This window comes from Mycoplana sp. ABR4_002, from assembly GCF_056159645.1.
The window spans coordinates 3,989,021-4,006,776 of the sequence record NZ_JBSWVO010000001.1 but is presented as its reverse complement, the minus strand read 5'-3'; the positions used below and the strand labels follow the sequence as shown (position 1 = coordinate 4,006,776).

General features: G+C 67.3%; 15 protein-coding genes. 6 read left to right on the top strand and 9 right to left on the bottom strand.

Annotated elements, in window-relative coordinates; translation table 11 throughout:
* Nucleotides 1-17: 17 nt before the first annotated feature.
* Together ACXAGF_RS19080 and ACXAGF_RS19075 are read right to left on the bottom strand one after the other, a co-directional pair.
* Nucleotides 18-1,325 (bottom strand): NAD(P)/FAD-dependent oxidoreductase, encoded by a 1,308-nt coding sequence (locus ACXAGF_RS19080; protein ID WP_475018947.1) that lies wholly within the window; start codon nt 1,323-1,325, stop codon nt 18-20.
* A complete protein-coding gene (locus ACXAGF_RS19075; protein ID WP_475018946.1) occupies nt 1,325-2,674 on the bottom strand; it encodes a glutamine synthetase family protein in 1,350 nt (449 codons plus the stop codon). Before ACXAGF_RS19075 ends, ACXAGF_RS19080 begins: the two co-directional genes overlap by 1 nt.
* Before the next feature lie 134 nt (nt 2,675-2,808).
* Here ACXAGF_RS19075 and ACXAGF_RS19070 point away from each other — a divergent pair, with 134 nt between their 5' ends.
* Together ACXAGF_RS19070 and ACXAGF_RS19065 are read left to right on the top strand one after the other, a co-directional pair.
* Complete coding sequence (locus tag ACXAGF_RS19070; RefSeq protein WP_475018945.1) at nt 2,809-3,504, top strand: GntR family transcriptional regulator; 696 nt, start codon at nt 2,809-2,811, stop codon at nt 3,502-3,504.
* A 156-nt stretch (nt 3,505-3,660) separates the two neighbouring features.
* The gene (locus ACXAGF_RS19065; RefSeq protein ID WP_475018944.1) at nt 3,661-4,914 is read left to right on the top strand and encodes an NAD(P)/FAD-dependent oxidoreductase; all 1,254 of its coding nucleotides are present in this window, start codon (nt 3,661-3,663) and stop codon (nt 4,912-4,914) included.
* Nucleotides 4,915-4,918: 4 nt separating this feature from the next.
* On the opposite strand, the gene ACXAGF_RS19060 is transcribed toward ACXAGF_RS19065, so the two are convergent.
* The gene (locus ACXAGF_RS19060) at nt 4,919-5,359 is read right to left on the bottom strand and encodes an Lrp/AsnC family transcriptional regulator (RefSeq protein WP_475018943.1); all 441 of its coding nucleotides are present in this window, start codon (nt 5,357-5,359) and stop codon (nt 4,919-4,921) included.
* Nucleotides 5,360-5,472: 113 nt separating this feature from the next.
* Between ACXAGF_RS19060 and ACXAGF_RS19055 the strand changes: the two genes are divergently transcribed.
* A complete protein-coding gene (locus ACXAGF_RS19055; RefSeq protein WP_475018942.1) occupies nt 5,473-6,573 on the top strand; it encodes a saccharopine dehydrogenase family protein in 1,101 nt (366 codons plus the stop codon).
* A 150-nt stretch (nt 6,574-6,723) separates the two neighbouring features.
* On the opposite strand, the gene ACXAGF_RS19050 is transcribed toward ACXAGF_RS19055, so the two are convergent.
* The 4 genes from ACXAGF_RS19050 to hglS are packed head-to-tail and all read right to left on the bottom strand — an operon-like array spanning nt 6,724 to nt 12,375.
* The gene (locus tag ACXAGF_RS19050) at nt 6,724-7,956 is read right to left on the bottom strand and encodes a pyridoxal phosphate-dependent aminotransferase (RefSeq protein ID WP_475018941.1); all 1,233 of its coding nucleotides are present in this window, start codon (nt 7,954-7,956) and stop codon (nt 6,724-6,726) included.
* Between the two features lie 6 nt (nt 7,957-7,962).
* Nucleotides 7,963-9,486 (bottom strand): L-piperidine-6-carboxylate dehydrogenase, encoded by a 1,524-nt coding sequence (gene amaB, locus ACXAGF_RS19045; protein ID WP_475018940.1) that lies wholly within the window; start codon nt 9,484-9,486, stop codon nt 7,963-7,965.
* A gap of 59 nt (nt 9,487-9,545) precedes the next feature.
* Entirely contained in the window at nt 9,546-10,964 is a 1,419-nt protein-coding gene (locus ACXAGF_RS19040) for an FAD-binding oxidoreductase (RefSeq protein ID WP_475018939.1), read from the bottom strand.
* 10 nt (nt 10,965-10,974) lie between these two features.
* Nucleotides 10,975-12,375 carry a 2-oxoadipate dioxygenase/decarboxylase HglS gene (gene hglS / locus ACXAGF_RS19035; protein WP_475018938.1) on the bottom strand — a complete coding sequence of 467 codons (1,401 nt, stop codon included), beginning with the start codon at nt 12,373-12,375 and terminating at the stop codon, nt 10,975-10,977.
* A 169-nt stretch (nt 12,376-12,544) separates the two neighbouring features.
* On the opposite strand from hglS, the gene ACXAGF_RS19030 reads away from it, so the two are divergent.
* Together ACXAGF_RS19030 and ACXAGF_RS19025 are read left to right on the top strand one after the other, a co-directional pair.
* The gene (locus tag ACXAGF_RS19030; protein WP_475018937.1) at nt 12,545-13,438 is read left to right on the top strand and encodes a LysR substrate-binding domain-containing protein; all 894 of its coding nucleotides are present in this window, start codon (nt 12,545-12,547) and stop codon (nt 13,436-13,438) included.
* Between the two features lie 124 nt (nt 13,439-13,562).
* A complete protein-coding gene (locus ACXAGF_RS19025; protein WP_475018936.1) occupies nt 13,563-14,846 on the top strand; it encodes an NAD(P)/FAD-dependent oxidoreductase in 1,284 nt (427 codons plus the stop codon).
* Between the two features lie 55 nt (nt 14,847-14,901).
* Here ACXAGF_RS19025 and ACXAGF_RS19020 read toward each other — a convergent pair whose 3' ends face one another.
* Both ACXAGF_RS19020 and ACXAGF_RS19015 read right to left on the bottom strand, forming a co-directional pair.
* Entirely contained in the window at nt 14,902-15,378 is a 477-nt protein-coding gene (locus ACXAGF_RS19020) for a hypothetical protein (RefSeq protein WP_475018935.1), read from the bottom strand.
* 149 nt (nt 15,379-15,527) lie between these two features.
* A complete protein-coding gene (locus ACXAGF_RS19015) occupies nt 15,528-16,724 on the bottom strand; it encodes an MFS transporter (RefSeq protein WP_475018934.1) in 1,197 nt (398 codons plus the stop codon).
* Between the two features lie 114 nt (nt 16,725-16,838).
* On the opposite strand from ACXAGF_RS19015, the gene ACXAGF_RS19010 reads away from it, so the two are divergent.
* Nucleotides 16,839-17,663 (top strand): AraC family transcriptional regulator, encoded by an 825-nt coding sequence (locus ACXAGF_RS19010; protein ID WP_475018933.1) that lies wholly within the window; start codon nt 16,839-16,841, stop codon nt 17,661-17,663.
* The last annotated feature ends 93 nt before the right edge of the window (nt 17,664-17,756 follow it).

The following is a 17,756-nucleotide window of genomic DNA, read 5'->3' as shown; positions in this document are numbered from 1 at the left end:
TTTTGATGCTTTCGGCGTCAGAGGCCGAATGCGTCCTTGAACTGGTACCACCAGGAGCCGATGGTCGAGTACTGGGCGCGGAACATGCGCCCCCCGGGGAAGGGGATCCAGGGCAGCTTCTCGAACTGGCCGAAGCGGCTGGCGTCGCCGTGGATCGCCTCGCTCAGGATCTTGCCGAACAGATGCGAGCCGGTGACGCCGTGGCCGCTGTAGCCGTGGGCGAAATAGGTGTTCTTGCCGATCTTGCCCATTTGCGGCACGCGCGAGAACGAGAGGGCGAAGTTGCCGCTCCAGGCGTAGTCGATCTTGACCCCCCGCAGCGAGGGGAACACCTTTTCCAGGTTCGGCTTCAGCTTGGCGCGGACGTCGGCCGGGTCGGTGCCGCCATAGACCGTGCCGCCGCCGAAGATCATGCGCTTGTCGGCCGAGAGCCGGAAGTAGTCGAGGATGTAGCGTACGTCCTCGACGCACATGTCGCTCGGGACCAGTGCGTCGGCGCGCTCCCCGAGCGGCTCGGTGGCGATCATCTGGGTCGAGACCGGCATGACACGCGAGACCAGTCTCGGCACGACATGGCCGAGATAGGCATTGCCGCACAGCACGGCGATGTCGGCCGTCACGCGCCCCCGTGCCGTGTGCAGCACGGGCCGGTCGGCCTCGTGCTCGACCTTCGTCACCGGCGACTGCTCGTAGATCACGCCGCCGAGCGACTCCAGCGCCTTGGCCTCGCCGAGGACAAGGTTGAGCGGGTGCATGTGGCCGCCGGTGGTGTCGAGCATGCCGCCGACATAGGCCTCGGTGTTGACCAGCTTGCGGATGGCCTCCCTGTCGAGGAGCTGGTGGTCATCCATGCCGTAGCTCTTCCACAGCTCCTTCTTGTGCTCGAGCTCGCGCATGTGGGCCGGCGTGTAGGCGGCGTAGATGTTGCCCTGCTTGAGGTCGCAGGCGATGCCGTACTGGTCGACGATGCGGCGGATGATGCGGCCACCCTCCTGGACGAGCGAGCCGACGAAGGCGCCGGCGGCCTCGCCGTAGCGCTTCCTGATGGTGTCGAGGCTGGCGTTGAGACCGTTGACGATCTGGCCGCCATTGCGGCCCGAGGCGCCCCAGCCGACGCCGGCGCCCTCGACGACGACCACCTTGTAGCCCTTCTCGGCCAGGTGGATCGCCGTCGACAGGCCGGAATAGCCGGCCCCGAGCACCGCCACGTCGGCCTGTACTTCGCCCTCGAGGATCCTCGGCGTGCGGATGATGTTGCGCGAGGCGGCATAGTAGCTGCCGGGATAGCCGCCGTCGCCGGCATAGGAGGTTGTGCTGCTTGCCATCAGACGATTTCCAGATAGGCGCTGAACTCGAAGTCGGTGACCTGCTCGGCGAAGCCGGCGATCTCCTGCCGCTTGCAGGCGATCAGCATGGAGCGCAGGTCGGGATCGAAGATCTCCGACACGATCGGGCCGTTCTCGAAGGCGGTGACGGCCGAGCCCCATTCGCTGGGAATGCGCGGCGCCTTGGTCTGGTAGGCGCGGCCGGCGACGGGCGGCGGCGGCTCCCACCGGTTGCGGATGCCCATCAGCGCGGCGCCGAGGATGCCCGCCATGACCAGATACGGGTTGGCGTCGGCGCCGGCGACGCGGTGCTCGATGCGCCGCGCCGAGGGTTTGCCGCCGGGGATGCGGATCGCCGCGGTGCGGTTCTCGTAGCCCCAGGTGACGGCGGTCGGCGCGTGGGTGTCGGGACGCAGGCGGCGGTAGGAGTTGAAATGCGGGGCGAACAACAGCGTCGTCTCGGCCATGCCGCGGGTCAGCCCGGCGACCGCGTGGCGCATGACGTCGGAGCCCTGCTCGGTGCCGTCGTCGAAGACGTTGCGGCCGTCCTCGTCGATCACGCTGAAGTGGACGTGCATGCCGCTGCCCGAGCGCAGGCCGTAGGGCTTGGCCATGAAGGTGGCGGCAAAACCGTGCTTGCGGGCGACACCCTTGATGATGCGCTTGAAGAACAGCGCGTCGTCGGCCGCCTTCAGCGGATCGTCGGAATGCACGAGGTTGATCTCGAACTGGCCGATGCCGTTCTCGGCGACGGCGGAGTCGGCCGGCACGTTCTGGCGCTCGCACTCGGCATAGACGTCGGAGAAGAACTGGCCGAAGTCGTCGAGCTCGTCGATCGACAGGATCGCGTCGGAGTCGAGCCGCTTGCCGGTATAGGGCGAGATCGGCGGCTCGGCGTGGTCCGGCTCGGAATCGATCAGGTAGAACTCCATCTCGGAGGCGACGACGGGCCTGAGGCCCAATTCATGATACTGGCGCAGGATATGGGCCAGCGCCTGGCGCGGATCGGCCAAGAACGGCTCGCCGGTCTCCTTGAACAGCCACAGCGGCGCGACGGCGCTCGGCTTCAGTGTCCAGTTGACCGGCAGCGTGCCGCGCCCGGTCGGGCTGCAGATGCCGTCCGTGTCGCCGCTGGCGAAGACGTGCGAGGAGCCGACGATGTCCTCGCCCCAGACGTCGACGCCGACGATCGACAGTGGCATGCGGATGCCGCCCTCCAGCACCTTTTCTGCCTGGCTGACCGGCACGCGCTTGCCGCGCAGGATGCCGTTCAGGTCGCAGACGACCGCCTGTATGCTCTCAACCGACTCCGATCTGGTGAGCCAGTCGTTCCCCTTCGATTTAGACATTGATTTTTCCATATCACATATTTATTTTTGTGATCACATTTTGAAAATATGCACAGTTTCTTGCCGACGGTCAAGCTGGTAAGAGCGAAGCGGGGCGCCAACCGGCCGCGCCCCTTTGGGTCAGGAGGGGAATGGTGGCAGCATTGAAACTGGAGCCGATGGCGCGGCCGGACGGGATGACGACCCATGAATACGCCCATCGCCGGCTGCGCCAGGCGATTATGGTCGGGTCGATCCGGCCCGGCGAATCGCTGACCATCCGCGGCATCGCCGAAGCGATGGAAAGCAGCCCCACGCCGGTGCGCGAGGCATTGCGCCGGCTTTCCTCCGAAGGGGCGCTGAAGGTGCTCGACAACCGGCGCATCATGGTGCCGAAGATGACCGCCGACCGCTTCGGCGAGTTGATCGCGCTGCGCGCCGTGCTGGAGCAGCACGCCGCCCGCCGCGCCGTCGACCACATTACCGAACGACAGATCGACCGGCTGGTGGAGATCGACAAGGCGCAGGACGAGGCGATCGCGCGCAAGGACAATGCCACCGCGCTGCTGCTCAACCAGGAATTCCATCGCACGCTATATACCGCCAATCCCGACCAGATCATCATGCCGATGGTGGAGAGCGTCTGGCTGCAGCTCGGCCCGTTCCTCGGCATCGCCATGGAGCACGTCGCCCAGCTCTATTTCGTCGACCGGCACCAGGAGGCGATCGCGGCACTGCGCAAGCGCGACACCGACGCCGTCGCCGCTGCGATCGATGCTGACATCCGCGAGGGAATCGGCGGCTTCGGGCGCGCGGCGCTCGAGAACCTGTTGCGGCTGGCGGGGCAGTAGGTCCGGATGGAACAAGCGCGGGGGCCATCGCAAAGTGCGGGCGAGGGGTTTAATTTCCCGCTCCGATCGTGCTCCGCTGTGCCGTGCCGGCTTGCCTCCGCCCCGCGAGCGGTGCATTGATCGAAGCAACGATATCGGGATCTTGAGGCGGTTTGCATGAAAACGGATGTCATCGTTCTGGGCGCGGGCGTCGTCGGCATTTCGACGGCGATTCATCTGGCACGCCGGGGAAAATCCGTGGTGCTGGTTGACCGGCGCGGTCCGGCCGAAGAGACTTCCTACGGCAATGCCGGGCTGATCCAGCGCGAGGGTGTCTACCCCTACGGCTTTCCGCACGACTTCGGTTCACTGTTCCGCTACGCGCTGAACAACACCATCGACGCCCACTACCATCTCTCCGCGCTGCCCGGCCTGGTGCCGTTCCTGGCGCGCTACTGGTGGCACTCCGGCTTCCGCCAGCACCAGAGCATCGCGCATATGTACGCGCCCCTGATCGAGCACTCGATCAGCGAACACGCCGACCTGATCGCCGCCTCGGGGGCGGGCGATCTGATCCGCAAGGACGGATGGATGAAGGTGTTCCGCAGCGAAAAGGCGCGCGATGCGGCCTATGCCGAGGCCGAGCAGCTGTCGGCCAAGTTCGGCGTCCGCCACCAGAAGCTCACCGCCGGCGAAATGAAGCAGATCGAGCCCGACATCCGGGCCGACCTGACCGGCGGCCTGCGCTGGACGGACCCGTGGTCGATCCTCGATCCCGGCGCCCTGCTCAAGGCTTATGTCACGTACTTCCAGTCGCTGGGGGGGAGGCTCGCCGCCGGCGACGCGGCGACCATCGAGCACGTGCTGGAGGGCGAGGGCTGGCGGGTGGCAACGCCGGAGGGGCCGCTGGAGGCGCGCGACGTCGTCGTCGCGCTCGGTCCATGGGCCGACACCGTCACGCGCAAGTTCGGCTACCATTTCCCGCTCGCGGTCAAGCGCGGCTACCACATGCACTACGGCGCGGCCGACGGCGCCAAGCTCAACAACTGGGTGCTCGATGCCGAGCGCGGCTATTTCCTCGCGCCGATGAACCGCGGTATCCGGCTGACGACCGGCGCGGAGTTCGCCCGGCGCGACACGCGCAAGACGCCGGTGCAGGTTCGCCGCGCCGAGAAGGTCGCGCGCGAGTTCTTCCCGCTGGCCGAGCGCCGCGACGAGGAGCCGTGGATGGGCGCGCGTCCCTGCACTCCGGACATGATGCCGATCATCGGCAAGGCGCCGCGCCACGCCGGGCTGTGGTTTGCCTTCGGCCACGCCCACCACGGCATGACGCTCGGGCCGATCACCGGCCGCGTGCTGGCGGAGAAGATGCTGGGTGAGCGCACCGTGCTGAATATCGGTCCCTACCGGCCCGAGCGCTTCCTGGCCTGATGCCCTAGCGGCTTATCCGGGTCGACAGGATGATCGAGGACAGCGTGCGCTCGACGCCCTCGATCTGACCGATCCGGTCGATCAGATGGTCGAGTTCGGCGATCGAGGCGGCGGCGACAATGGCGATCAGGTCGAAGGTGCCGGAGACCGAGTGCAGGGCCCGCACCTCGGTGATGGCGTGCAGCTCGGTGGTGATTCGCGCCAGCGTTTTCGGCGCGATCGTGATCAGCACGTGCGCCTTGACCATGCCGCCCTCGTAGGCGTCCGACAGCCTGACGCCATAGCCGGTGATCACCCCCTCGCGTTCCAGCCTCTCGATCTTGGCCTGCACCGTGGTGCGCGACAGGCCGAGCCTGCGGGCGATCGTCGCCGTCTGCTCGCGGGCGTTCTCGCTGAGGATGGCGAGGAGCTCGCGATCCTTTGCATTCAATGTCGTTGTGCTCATTGCGACCGTCGTTTCGCCGATGGGATAGGGCAATATGCCAGATCTGCAGCTGTGAATCGACAGGTTTCGGCGGCATAATTGTCATATTGATTTGTCGCCTTCAGGGGAAACATATGAAAGACATCGTCGTCATCGGCGCAGGCAAGATCGGCTCCACCATCGCGCGGCTGCTCGCGCACAGCGGGGACTACCGGGTCACCGTCGCTGACCGCTCGGACGAGCAACTTGCGGCCGTCGAACAGCACAAGGCCGTCACCACGGCCGTCGTCGACATTGCCGACGGCAAGGCCCTGGTCGAACTGCTGAAGGGCAAGTTCGCCGTGCTCAGCGCCGCCCCCTACCACCTCACCGTGGCGATCGCGGAGGCGGCTGCCGCCGCCGGCATCCACTATCTCGACCTGACCGAGGACGTCGAATCCACCCGCCAGGTCAAGCAGATCGCCGAAATGGCCGAGACCGCCTTCATCCCGCAGTGCGGCCTGGCGCCGGGCTTCATCTCGATCGTCGCCCATGACCTTGCCAGCCGCTTTGACACGCTCGAAAGCGTGCGCATGCGCGTGGGCGCCTTGCCGCAGTACCCGTCGAATGCGCTGAACTACAACCTTACCTGGAGCACGGACGGCGTCATCAATGAATACATCGAGCCATGCGAGGCGATCGTCGAGGGAGAGCTGATCGAGGTTCCGGCGCTGGAAGAGCGCGAGGAGTTTTCGCTCGACGGCGTCACCTACGAAGCCTTCAACACCTCCGGCGGGCTCGGCACGCTGTGCGAGACGCTGGAAGGCAAGGTACGCACGCTGAACTACAAGACGATCCGCTATCCCGGCCACGCGGCGATCATGAAGGCGCTCCTGAACGACCTCGGCCTGCGCCATCGCCGCGAGGTGCTGAAGGACATCTTCGAGAACGCGTTGCCGACCACGACCCAGGACGTCGTCATCATTTTCGTCACCGTCTCGGGCCGCAAGGACGGCCGGCTGATCCAGGAAACTTACGCCAACAAGGTCTACAGCGCCGTCATCGCCGGCCGCATGCATTCGGCGATCCAGATCACCACGGCCGGCTCGATCTGCGCCGTTCTCGACATGCTCGCCGACGGCACGCTGCGGGCCAAGGGCTTCGTCAAGCAGGAGGAGATCGACCTTGGCGCCTTCCTCGCCAACCGTTTCGGTCACTACTATGCGCAGGAACACCACGGCCACCGCGCCGCCTGAACCCTGCCAAGTCCTTGGCGTCCCGGCCAGCCCGGGGCGCCTTCGCATCTGTGGCGCAGCCGCGGGGACGAGAGAACGCCGGAAAGGCGCGGACGATAAAAATGGGGCCTCGAAAGAGGCCCCTTTCTTTGTTCCAACAGCCGTGGGGCCTCAGACCAGTCCGGCGCAGACCGCGGCGATGCGCTTCAAGGCTTCGGTCAGTTCCGCTTCCGAGGTGGCGTAGGAAATGCGGAAATAGGGCGACAGGCCGAAGGCCGAGCCGGGCACCACGGCGACGTGGCCCGTCTCCAGCAGGTGGTCGGTGAAGTCGGCGTCGGTCGCGATCACCTTGCCGTCCGGCGTCTTTCTGCCGATCAGGCCGGCACAGCCGGCGAAGGTGTAGAAGGCGCCCTCGGGGGTGCGGCAGACGATGCCGGGGATGTCGTTCAGGGCCGCGACGACGAGGTCGCGACGGCGCCTGAAGCTCGCCTGGCGCTCCTGCAGGAAGTCCTGGGGCCCGTTCAACGCCTCGACCGCGGCCGCCTGGCTGATGGATGAGGGGCAGGAGGTGGCCTGGCTCTGGATCACCGCCATCGCCTTGATCAGCGCCTTCGGTCCGCCGGCATAGCCGATGCGCCATCCCGTCATCGCATAGGCCTTGGACACGCCGTTGATGGTCAGCGCCCGCGCCTTCAGCTGCGGCTCCAGCGCAACCGGGGTCACGAACCGGAAGCCGTCATAGACGATGTGCTCGTACATGTCATCGACCATCAGCCAGACCTGCGGATGCTTCAGCAGCACGTCGAGCAGGGGACGGTAGTCGGCCTCGCCATAGGCGGCGCCGGAGGGGTTCGACGGCGAGTTCAGCAGCACCCAGCGGGTTCTTGGCGTGATCGCCTGTTCGAGCTGCTCGGCCTTGAGGCGAAAGCCGGCTTCCGCCTCGCACGGGATCAGCACCGGCACGCCGCCGCAGATCTCGACGATGTCGGAATAGGAGGTCCAGTAGGGCGTCGGGATGATCACCTCGTCGCCCGGGTTCACGCTCGCCATGAAGGCGTTGAACAGGATCTGCTTGGCGCCGGTCGCGACCGTGATCTCGTCGAGGGCGTAGTCGAGGCCGTTCTCGCGGCGGAACTTCGCCGCGATCGCCTTTTTCAGTTCAGGAGTGCCGTCAAGCGCGGTGTACTTGGTCTCGCCGCGATCGATCGCCGCCTTGGCCGCGGCCTTGACGTTGTCGGGGGTGTCGAAGTCCGGCTCGCCGGCGCCGAGGACGATCACCGGCAGGCCCTCCTTCTTCATCGCCGCGGCCCGCGCGCCGATCTGCAGGATCCTGGAGACGCCGATCGCGGCGATCCGCGAGGCGGGCACGAAGCCCGCCTCCTCGATTTTGCTCGGAGCGTTCATGTCGGCCTACTCGATGTCGAAGGACACGCCCTGGGCGAGCGGCAGCGCCTTGGAGTAGTTCACCGTGTTGGTGGCGCGGCGCATGTAGGCCTTCCAGGCGTCGGAACCGGATTCGCGGCCGCCGCCGGTCTCCTTCTCGCCGCCGAACGCGCCGCCGATCTCCGCACCCGAGGTGCCGATGTTGACATTGGCGATGCCGCAGTCGGAGCCGTCGGCGGCGAGGAAGCGCTCGGCCTCCTGCATGTTCAGCGTGAAGATCGAAGACGACAGGCCGGCGGCGACCGCATTGTGGTCCTCCAGCGCCCGGTCGAAGTCGGAATACCTCATGACGTAGAGGATCGGCGCGAAGGTTTCTTCGAGCACCGGGCCGGCCTGCTTCGGCATTTCGACGATCGCCGGCTTGACGTAGTAGGCGCTGTCCTTGCCGGCGTCGACGACGCGGTTGCCACCGACGACCTTGCCGCCCTCGGCCCTGGCCGCGTCCAGCGCCTTCTGCATGGCGTCAAAGGACTGCTTGTCGACCAGCGGGCCGACAAGGGCGGACGTCTCCAGCGGGTTGCCGACCGAGACGCTTTCGTAGGCCTTCTTCAGGCGCGGCACCAACTGGTCATAGACGCTCTCGTGCACGAACAGACGGCGCAGCGTCGTGCAACGCTGGCCGGCCGTGCCCATGGCGCCGAAGGCGATGGCCCGCAGCGCCATGTCGAGATCGGCCGAGGGGCAGACGATGCCGGCGTTGTTGCCGCCGAGCTCCAGGATCGAGCGCGCGAAGCGCTTGGCAAGGCGCGGCCCGACTTCGCGGCCCATGCGGGTGGAGCCGGTGGCCGAGACGAGCGCGACCTTCGGGTGATCGACGAGAGCCTCGCCGATGGCGCGGTCGCCGATCAGCACCTGCGACAGGTTCTTCGGCGCCTCGCCGAAGCGGGCGAGGGCGCGCTCGAGGATCGCCTGGCAGGCGAGCGCGGTGAGCGGGGTCTTTTCCGACGGCTTCCAGACGACCGCGTTGCCGCAGACGAGCGCCAGCGCCGCGTTCCACGACCAGACGGCGACAGGGAAGTTGAAGGCGGAGATGATGCCGACAACGCCGAGCGGGTGCCAGGTCTCCATCATGCGGTGGCCGGGACGTTCGGTGGCGATCGTCAGGCCGTAGAGCTGGCGCGACAGGCCGACGGCGAAGTCGCAGATGTCGATCATCTCCTGGACCTCGCCCAGACCCTCGGAGGTGATCTTGCCGGCCTCGATCGAGACCAGCCGGCCGAGGTCGGCCTTGGCCGCGCGCAGTTCCTCGCCGAGCAGGCGGACCAGCTCGCCGCGCTTCGGCGCCGGCACCAGGCGCCAGGCCCCGAAGGCCTCGTGGGCGGCCTCGATCGCCTTTCCGGCGTCGGCGGCCGAAACCGTCTTCAGCCGAGCGACTTCCTCGCCGCTGACCGGGCTGAACGAGGCCATGTCTCCGCCCTGCCAGGCGGCGGCCGGGACGCCGAGCTTGTCGAGCAGCTTGGCGGTTTCCTGTTTCACATCGACGTTGGTCATGATCCTGTTCTCCATGCTGACTTTGATATTCTCCGGGCGGCCCTTCGCCGCCGCATTTTTCAAAAGGCCACGCTGCCGAGCGGGCCGGGCGAGGTGGCCGCCTTCAGATCACCCGCAAGCCTGCGGACCGCCTCGGGCGTATAGCGATCGTAGAACGCCTGGTTCTTGCGGCCGATCGCGTGCTCGGCGCTGAAGCTGCCGCCGAACGCCTCCACCGCCACCGCGAACACCCACTCGCGCAAGGCCGGCTCGAAGGCGGCATCGGCGAGGCGCGGGTCGTCCGCAGCCACCACCAGATTGAAATGCACGCCGCCGTCGCCGATGTGGCCGAAGTCGCAGATCGTCACATCGGCAAAGTGTCTCGGCATCTCCGCCTTCATATGGGCGAGGAAGCGCATGATGTCACCGCGGCGGAAGGAAAGATCGAAGGCGATCAGTCGTCCGCTATGCTTTACCCCCTCCGACAGTCCGTGGCGCAGCGCCCACATCTCGTGAGCCGGGCCGACAAAGGCGTCGGCGAGCGGCGCGTCGTCGTGCTCCCAGATCGCGGCCAGCACGTCCGTCAGCACGGCGTCGAGCGGCTGCTCGCCCTCGCGCGGCGGCGAGGTGCGCGAGACCTCCGCGAGAATGACGTAATCCGGCACGCCGCCGCCCTGGAACGGGTTGCGCAGCGCGGGGATGTGGGACAGTGCGGCGGCCACCGCGTTCTTCGACATGCCCTCGAAGGCCGAAAGGTAGCTGCCGAGCGCCTCTTCCATCGCCACCAAAAGGTCCGGCACGCGCTCCGGCGCGGACGGGACGAGAAAGGCGGTCGCCGTCTGGCGCGGCAGCGGCTCGAGGCTGAGGACGCATTCGGTGACGATGCCGAAGGCGCCGGACGTGCCGATGAAGAGCTGCTTCCAGTCGACGCCGGTGTTGTTCTTGCGCAGGCCCGAGCCGAGATCCAGCACCGTTCCCTGCGCGTCGGCAAGGACCACCTTCAGTGCGAGCGTGTTGCGGCGCACGTCGCCGTAACGCAGGAAGCGCGAGCCGCCGGTGTTGGTGGCGACCATGCCGCCGAGCCGCGGGTCGGCGCCGAGATCGATGGGGAAGAACAGGCCGGCTGGCTCCAGCCGCTGGTTGAGGTCGGAAAGCCTGAGCCCGGCGCCGGCCGCCACCGTCCGGTTGATCCGGTCGAGTTCGAAGGGCGCGGTGAGGCGGTCGAGGCTGAGGACGCCCTGTGTGCCCGAGCCGTCCGGCGTCGAGCCGGAAACGAGGCCGGTGTTGCCGGACTGCGGAATCAGGGCGATCGCGTTGTTCACGCAGTAGGCGACCACGGCGGAGACCTCTTCGGTCGAGGCCGGGCGCGCGACGAAGGCGGCGCGGCCACGGTCGTAGCGCGCGCCGGTCTCGTAGGACGCCAGGTCGGCCGGGGCGGTGAGCAGTCCCTTGTCGCCGAGCAGCGAGCCGAGCGCCTCGATGTGAGTCCGGTCGATCATGGCCCGTCCGTCATTCCGCGGCAGCGGCCATGCCGGCCGCGCCCAAGCATAGCTCAATAGAGGCCTTTTCGATGCCGGCATAGTGGGCGAATTCGTCCAGCACGCTGGCGCCGAGGTCGTGCTCGAACATCAGCTGGTTCGGGCTGGCGACAAACTCCTGGGTCGCCTCGTCGCCGAGGTTGGACTGGAAGATGCCGGCGGCGGAGACGGGCAGGAAATCCTCGTAGACGATCGGGTCGAAGCGGACGAGTCCGCTCTCGACCAGCGCCTCGATGTCGGCGTCGGGCGAAATCGCTGCGCTTTGGCCCTTTTCGGTCAGCGAATAGGCGAAGTAGCCGAGGCCCTGGCGCCGGATCTCCTGCCAGTCGTCGGGGAAGGCCTCGAACACCCCGGCGAGGGCGGCCTCGTATTCGACGGCGTTGGAGCCGTCGGCGGCGGGGCGGACGATCGCGCGCGTGTCGGCGAGAAGCTTGTCGTAGAGCGCGCGGCCCTTCGGCGTCAGGGCGACGCCGCGCTGCTCGATCTCGCCGAAGCGGGCAGTGTGCGAGCCGGCCTTCCAGGCGCCGTTTCCGCCGGCGAAGGACACCGGCTCCTCCAGCGCCTTGAACGAGGTCTGGCGCAGCAGGATCGGGCATTGGCGGGTCGGCGGGCCCTCGACGACGGCCTTGGGGGCAATGCCCGCGGCCGGCATGCGCGCCTGCACCTTGTCGATGTCGAGCGTGCGCGGGGTCAGGTGGTTGATGTGCGGCCCCTTGAAGGAGACGACGTCGGCAATCAGGCGATGGGCCTCGTGCAGGCGCTCGTACATGTCGGCGCTGACGATCGCCCGATCGTGCCATCGGAACGTCTCGAGCACCTCGCGCACGAATGCGGCGGCGTCGGCGGCGGCTAGCCCACCCTCGGCCTCCGCCTTTTCGACCAGGGCGACGGCCCGGTCGGTGAAGATGCGGCGCGCGGCGAGCACGGCGGCCGCCTCGTTGCGCAGGGTCTCGTCGGCGATCAGGTCAAGGCGCAGCAGCGAGGTGAAGACGCGGAAGGGATTGCGCTTCAGCGCCGTCTCGCCAACCGGGCGGAAGGCGGTGGAATGGACCGGCACGCCGGCGGTCGAAAGGTCGTAGTAGCCGACCGGATACATGCCCATCACCGCGAAGACGCGGCGCATCATCGCCAGTTCCGCCGGCGTGCCGAGGCGAATCGCGCCGTGGCGCTCCTCGGAGATGCGCTCCAGCGAGTCGGTCGCCTCCAGGCGCTCCCTGAGCTGCGGCTCGGCGGCCAGGGTCTCCCTGTTCGCCTTTGCGACGAGCGCCATCAGCGTGCCGTAGGCCGGCACCTCGTCGCGATACATGGCCGACATGGCGGCGGAGAAGTCGGCGCGAATCGTGTCCGGGGAAACGTGCGAATGTTCGTTCATGGCGGTCGGTCTCGTCTCGCTGGCGCAATCGGGCGGAAAACAGCTTCACAGTTCTCGCGAAATTGCTCTAGAAGGGGTGGGAGTGCCCCGTTCATTCTGAAAACAGATCATAACGGATCAGGCCGGCGAGTGATCGCGCATGTTTTGACTAGGTTGATGCGAGAGCCGAATGAAGTTGACCCGCAGGCTGATACCCGACGTGACCACCCTGCAGGCCTTCGAATGCGCCGCGCGCCACGGCAGCTTCACCCAGGCCGCCAATGAGCTGAACCTTACCCAGAGCGCCGTCAGTCGCCAGATCAAGGATCTCGAGGAGCAACTGGGCGTGCTGCTGTTCGAGCGGGTGCGCCAGCGCGTCGTGCTGTCGGAGGACGGCCGCCGCTTCCTGCCGGAGGTGCGCAAGCTGCTGCACCAGACGGAAGAGACAATGCTGCGGGCGATGTCGGCCGCGCGCTCCGAGCACAGCCTTGCCATCGCGACGCTGCCGACCTTCGGCAGCCGCTGGCTGACGCCGCGCCTTCCGGCCTTCCTGAAGCAGTTCCCCGGGACGATCCTCAACATCGCCTCGCGCTCGGCGCCGTTCGATTTCGACGAGGAGAGCTTCGATCTTGCGATCCACTACGGCCAGCCGGTGTGGGCGCGCGCCACCTGCTCCTATCTCTGCAGCGAGGTGATCCTGCCCGCGGCGAGCCCGGAATTGCTGCGGCGATGGGAGCCGGCCGAGCCGAAGGATCTGGAGGCCGCGCCGCTGCTGCATCTCGCCACCCGGCCGAAGCTCTGGGCGCAATGGTTCGAGATCAACGGCGGCGTGGCGGAGACCGCCTATCGCGGCCACCGCTTCGACCAGTTCTCGATGGTGATCGAGGCGGCGGTGGCGGGCCTCGGCTTCGCGCTGCTGCCACGCTATCTGATCGAGCAGGAGCTGGCCGGCGGGCGGCTGGCGGTGGTGTTCGACCGGCCGATGCAGACCGACAACAGCTACTATCTTGTGGTGCCGGAGGGCAAGCTGGAGAATTCGCTGAGCCAGGCCTTCCGCGCCTGGATTGCCACCCAGGTCAGCTGACGCTCGCGGTCGATTCATTCGCGCGCTGAATGATCCGGTGCCGAAACAGCACTTTCCTCCTTGCCGGGGATCGGGGAATGTGGCGCCATCGCAGAGCCGCCAACCCACTCGAGAAGATACGACCATGCAGAACGACCCCCGTTCCCACGGCCTTTGGGAGATGACCGCCCCGCCTGTCCCCGAAACGCAGACCCTTTCCGGCATCGTCGCGGCCGACGTGGTGATCGTCGGCGGCGGCTTCACCGGCTTCTCCGCCGCGCTTCATCTCGCTGAACAGGGATCAAGGGTGGTGCTGCTCGAGGGCAAGGAGATCGGCTTCGGCGGCTCGGGGCGCAATGTCGGCCTCGTCAATGCCGGCATGTGGGTGATGCCGGACGACCTGCCCGGCGTGCTCGGTCCGCTGTATGGCGACCGGCTGCTCGAGCTTCTCGGCAATGCGCCGAAGCTGGTCTTCGACCTGGTGAAGACGCACGCGATCGACTGCGAGATCAATCCGGTCGGCACGCTGCACTGCGCCCTCGGCGCCGCGGGGCTTGCGGAATTGCAGGCACGGGCGGAGCAATGGGCCCGGCGCGGGGCGCCGGTAACGCTGCTCGACGCGACCGAGACGGCGCGGCGGGTCGGCACCTCCGCCTATGCCGGCGCGCTGCTCGACCGGCGCGCCGGCACGATCCAGCCGCTCGCCTATGTGCGCGGGCTGGCGAGGGCGGCGATGGCGGCCGGCGCGATCGTCCATACCGGCAGCCCGGTGATTGGCGCCGAACGCGCGGGCGCGCGCTGGACGGTAAAGACGGACCGCGGCGCGGTCACGGCCGACTGGGTGATCGTCGCCACCAATGCCTACACGGTCGCGCCCTGGCGCGAGGTGCGAAGCGAACTCGTCCACCTCCCCTATTTCAACTTCGCCACAGGGCCGCTGTCGCCGGAGCTGCAGAAAAGGATCCTGCCCGGGCGCGAGGGCGTGTGGGACACGGCGGAAATCCTCTCCTCCTACCGCTACGACCGGCAGGGTCGTCTCGTCTTCGGCAGCGTCGGGGCGCTGCGCGGCACAGGCACGGGGATCCACAAGGCCTGGGCGCGGCGCGCACTCAGAAAGCTCTTTCCCGAGATCGGCGAGATCGCGTTCGAGGCCGAGTGGTACGGCCAGATCGGCATGACCGTCGACGCCCTGCCGCGCTTCCACCGGCTGGCCGACAACGTCATCGGCTTTTCCGGCTACAATGGCCGCGGCATCGCGCCCGGCACGGTGTTCGGCAAGGTGCTGGCACGACATGTCGCCGGTGAGATCGGCGAGCGCGACCTGCCGCTGCCGGTGACCGAGCCGGTGGCGCAGTCGTTCCGGCCGGTGCGCGAGGGCTACTACGAGGTCGGCGCCCAGCTGGCGCATCTGGTGCAGGCGCGGATCTGAGCGCTCGCACCCGACCGCGCCTTTCCCGCCGCGGGTTTGGGCGTTCGCGGCAAAGTCAGAGGCCGACCGGCGTGAAGCCGCTGAATCTGCCGGCGGCGTCGTAGTCGACCCTGTAGAGGCCGCGGCAGGCCGGCGCGGCTTGCGCCGTCGCCGGGCGGGCGAGCGCTGCCCTGGCGTCAAACCCGGTCTTGAGCAGGGTCGCCAGGGCCGTCAGGTTGTCGGCCGTCTTGCTGTCGGCTTCGGCGTCCAGGCTCGTCAGGTTCCAGCCGTCATCGAGGGTCGGGGTCGCCTTGACCGAGCCGAGGCCGGCATTGATCGTGATGGCGTACTCCTCGGTCTTGTCGGGCAGCATGAACGGCTTGGCTTCGCAGATCACAGCCTTGTCCGTGCGCGTTTCGACGAGCGCCAGATAGGGTGCCGGGCGCCAGTAGCGAATTCCCGGCTGGTTGGGCGAGGTGACGCGCTGGACCTGCACGCCGGCGCAGGATGCCACAAAGCCCGATAGCAGAACGGCAACGACTTGCAGCCGCATGGCAAGACTCCTGAAGTTGTTGTGACGCAATCGCTGCCATTAAAGGTAGCATGATTTACGTAAAATACAACCCAAGGTTTGAAGTTGCCGAGACTGCAGCCGAAGCCGGAGAGATCCGAGCAACGGTCAGGCCCTTCCGGACCGGATCGTCAGCGCGCAGGCAGGCGCGGCAGGAAAATGGTGAGAATGCCGAGCAGCGGCAGGTACGAGCAGACGCGGTAGACGAAGTCGATGCCATGACTGTCGGCCAGAACGCCGAGGGCGGCCGCACCGAGCCCGCCGGCGCCGAAGGCGAAGCCGAAAAAGACGCCGGCGATCAGGCCAACGCGGCCGGGCACCAGTTCCTGGGCAAAGACGACGATGGCCGAGAAGGCGGAGGAAAAGATCAGGCCGATCAGGATGCTGAGCACGCCGGTCCAGAACAGATTAGCATAAGGCAGTAGTAGGGCGAACGGGACGACGCCGAGGATCGAGAACCAGATGACGAAGCGCGCGCCGAAGCGGTCGCCGATCGGCCCGCCAAGGAACACGCCGGCGGCGGATGCGCCGAGAAAGAGGAACAGCATCAGCTGCGCGTCCTGCACCGACAGGCCGAAGCGGCCGATGGTGTAGAAGGTGAAGTAGCTGCCGATCGACGACATGTAGACATTCTTCGTTGCGGTCAACAGCACCAGCACGGCAATGGCCCAGGCGACGCGGCCGCGCGGCAACGGCAGTGCGCGGCTGACCACGGGGCGGCTTGCCATCCGGATTCGTTCGCCGGCATACCAGCGGCTGACCCAGGTCAGGATCATCATGCCGAGCAGGGCGACGGCGGAGAACCAGGCGACACTGGTTTGGCCGAAGGGCAGGACGATGAAGGCCGCGAGCAGCGGCCCGATCGCCGTGCCGGCGTTGCCGCCGACCTGGAACATCGACTGCGCGAGGCCGTAGCGGCCGCCCGAGGCGGCACGCGCGACGCGCGAGGATTCTGGATGGAACACGGCCGAACCGAAGCCGATCAGGCAGGCGCCGAGCACGAGCACCGGGAAGGAATGGGCATAGGCGAGGAAGAACAGGCCGAAGAAGGTGCTGCCCATGCCGAGCGGCAGCGAGAAGCGCACCGGCCAGCGATCGGTCACCAGGCCGACCAGCGGCTGCAGCAGCGAGGCGGTGACCTGGAAGGCCATGGTCAGCAGGCCGATCTGCACGAAGTCGAGCGCGTAATTCGCTTTGAGCAGCGGATAGAGCGAGGTCAGCAGCGACTGCATGATGTCGTTCAGCATGTGGCAGAGGCTGACCGCGAGGATGATGGAGAAGCTGGTTCGCGCGGCATGAGCCGGCGCGACGGAAACGGCCGTCGACATTGAGAACCTCGAAATGCATCCTGGCCCGCACGGGCACTGACGTCCCGCTCAATAGCGCGTTTGCTTTCGGCCTGCCTTTGTGCTGAGGTCCACTTCTTTCTAGAGTGGGCCAAAATGCAGAAGCTCGATCCGTCCCTGCTGTCGACGCTGAACCACGACCACGTCCGCAGCCTCTCCTGGATGGAGCAGTCGAACGCGGACGTGCTCGTGCACAGCAACGAGATCCCGCAGGGCTATATCGTGCCGCCGCACAGCCACCGGCGCGCCCAGGTGCTCTGCGTCTTTGCCGGCGTCGTGCTGGTGGCGACGGCGCGCGGGCGCTGGATGATCCCGCCGGGTCACGGCCTTCTGATCCCGCGCGGGCTGGAGCATTCGGTGGAGATGTGCAGCGACGTCAGCATGCGCTCGGTCTACATGCTCGCGCCAACCGGGCGTGCGGCGGCAGAGGCTCCGATGGTGCTGGAGGTCACCGACCTTGCCCATCACCTTCTGGCGGAAGCGGTTCGGCTGCAGGGGGCGGACGAGGAGCATCGCCGCGCCGAACTGGTGATGGCGCTGCTTCTCGACGAAATCGAACGCCTCGTCGAGCAGCCGCTCGGCCTGCCGTTCCCGACGAACGCCCGGCTCGCCGCACTGTGCCGAGCCTTCCTCGACCGGCCGTTGCCGGGCGCCAAGATCGACGACTGGGCCGACAGCCTGAACATGAGCCGGCGGTCTTTCACCCGCCTCTTCCGCGAGGAAACCGGCGTCAGCTTCGCCACGTGGCGCCAGCAGGCCTGCATCTTCGCCTGCCTGCCGCGGCTTGCGGGCGGGGCGCCTGTGACGACGGTGGCGCTGGAGGCCGGTTACGAGAGCGTCCCGGCCTTCACCACCATGTTCAAGCGCATGCTCGGCACGGCGCCGCGCCACTACCTGCGGGCGCGGCAGGCGATCGCCTGAGGCCGGCGTCTCAAAAAGACCGGCGGACGCCGCTAATCGGGCACTGTTCCTCGGCCGACTTTGGGATTAGGAAGAGATCGCGGGACCCAATCC